The following is a 1,975-nucleotide window of genomic DNA, read 5'->3' as shown; positions in this document are numbered from 1 at the left end:
TCCTTTTGTTGATTATGTTCTTGGCGAACAATCAACAGGATACGCCACCTAATTTATTTTTCACATACACCAGATTCGAGCATAACTCTCGCGGTTTATTAAGATATATCGCTATGCGGCATACAAACATCAATGTTGATTTGATGAGTCCTCTGGATTATCTAACGTTGGTTTATTGGATAGATATATTCTGGCTATTTTCTCTTCTTATAAGAGCTTATCTACTAAAAGATAGGAGTAAAAAATGAAAATGCTATCTCTCTCTTCTTTTATTTTGCTTTTATTTACCACCATAGTTCACTCAAACCAATGTCCTTCTTATTCATTTTCAAACAGTGAATCCGACGCTACTGCTTTTGCTAGCCCTGGATTGATCCCTTTGAATATTAACATTCATTTTCATGGGAAAAAAATAACAGCATATATATTTGGAAATGGTTTTTCTCTCCAGCGACTAACTTTGAAATTTAGCCGCGATGAATATTTCTTAGACCAGCCCACAGAGATCTTTTTTGAATTTTGTAAAGGTCAACAACAAATAGCGATTTTCAAAGAATTGATTGATAAAAAATCAGCTATTGAATGCGGTACAAGCAATAAAATTATTTGTATTAATAACAACACTCCAATGGAACCGGTTGAAATCGCTCCAAACGAGCATCTTCCTACAGAGAAAGAAGACAATAAAAAAATTATTGATAATCATTAATTTTTGATTTATCAATTTTTTCATAAAACAAGTATTCTGAAATCCAATTTAAAAAAAATGACTTCTTTTGTAATGTACCCGAAAATCTGCCACAAGTGAAAATGTAGCATTGCTTTCTTGTTCTTGTTAAAGCAACAATAAATTTACATATTTCCGCTTCCGTAGCATTATTTGTTTTAGGAAGAACTCCTTCTTGTAATCCTGTAATAAATACATAATCTGCGGCTAATCCTTTAGAACCTTCAAAAGTTGCTAGTTTAATTTGAGAATATTCGTCATCTTCAAATAACTTATTTTGGTCTTGAGTATCCCAAAGCATCTCTATTTGAGATATCTCATGTAATTTTAAAAATTCCTGCACAGCCTCTTGATGGTATTCCTTTTGGTCTAATAAGATCAGTACGTTTGTAACAGTTTTTTCTAATTCAGACGGAATAATCTCTAAAAAATTATCTGATATTGATTGTTTAATTAAGGCATTAAGCTCACTTGATGATAATTTTTCTTCTGCAATGAGTCTCCATCCCAGATTCGAATTTCTATCTGCTTTTATTAATTTCAAAGCAACTATAAGCTTTTTAGCCTGTTTACTTTTTCTATAAGAAATATTTTCTTCTCCTACCTCTTCTACGAGAAGTGGATAAATTTGATCGAGATAATGCCTTGGTCCAATAATTAAAATTAAAGTTTTTCTTTGCCTCCTTGCATTTTCTTTTTCACTGGCCTCTATTCTTTTATAGAAATGAGAAATAAATTTTCCCATATAATTTGTTGTTCTTTGGCGTCCCTGCACTGTAAAATGCTTATGCATTATCTTTTTGTATGCAATACTATCCTCTTTCTTCTCTGGTAAATAGCATCTATATTCCTTAGCTATCCTTTCTTTTACATTTGCTTTTTCTACAATCGTATTAACAGCATCCACAATTACTTGGGTACATCTGCAACAAAAAGGCAACGTAAAATTAATATATTTATCACTATGATATTTTTCTCTTAAATACTGAGGATTAGCTCCTCTAAAGCTATATATAGCCTGATCATCATCCCCTACAATTACCAATTTATTTCTTGCTTCTAGTACATTCACTAATTCCACTTCAAGCTTGTTAAAATCTTGGAATTCATCAATTAATACCAAATCATAAACTCTAATTTTATCTAATTCCTTGGCGAAATGAGTTATGCTCGAATCTGGTGTATGTGAAAAATAAATTAGGTGGCGTATCCTGTTGATTGTTCGCCAAGAACATAATCAACAAAAGG

The 1,975-nt window shown here is 31.6% G+C and carries 3 protein-coding genes; 2 read left to right on the top strand and 1 reads right to left on the bottom strand.

Features of this window, described 5'->3' with window-relative positions; genetic code table 11:
- Positions 1 to 248, top strand: a 248-nt coding sequence (locus tag Lfee_RS17645; protein ID WP_238584891.1) for a hypothetical protein, incomplete at its 5' end; no start/stop codon positions are given.
- Positions 245 to 709 (top strand): hypothetical protein, encoded by a 465-nt coding sequence (locus Lfee_RS07610; RefSeq protein WP_058445477.1) that lies wholly within the window; start codon positions 245 to 247, stop codon positions 707 to 709. The genes Lfee_RS17645 and Lfee_RS07610, both read left to right, overlap by 4 nt.
- On the opposite strand, the gene Lfee_RS07605 is transcribed toward Lfee_RS07610, so the two are convergent.
- Entirely contained in the window at positions 693 to 1,895 is a 1,203-nt protein-coding gene (locus tag Lfee_RS07605; RefSeq protein WP_269147458.1) for a UvrD-helicase domain-containing protein, read from the bottom strand. The two genes, Lfee_RS07610 and Lfee_RS07605, sit on opposite strands and share 17 nt — an antisense overlap.
- Between the last annotated feature and the right edge of the window lie 80 nt (positions 1,896 to 1,975).

The sequence above is a fragment of the Legionella feeleii genome, from assembly GCF_001467625.1.
Lineage (GTDB): Bacteria > Pseudomonadota > Gammaproteobacteria > Legionellales > Legionellaceae > Tatlockia > Tatlockia feeleii.
Note: the sequence above shows the minus strand (reverse complement) of the source record. Positions and strands in the feature narration are given on the sequence as shown.

What these genes read in the sequence shown, in the direction of transcription:
- Lfee_RS07610 (WP_058445477.1), top strand. Translation starts at nt 245, where the DNA reads ATGAAAATGCTATCTCTCTCTTCTTTTATTTTGCTTTTATTTACCACC.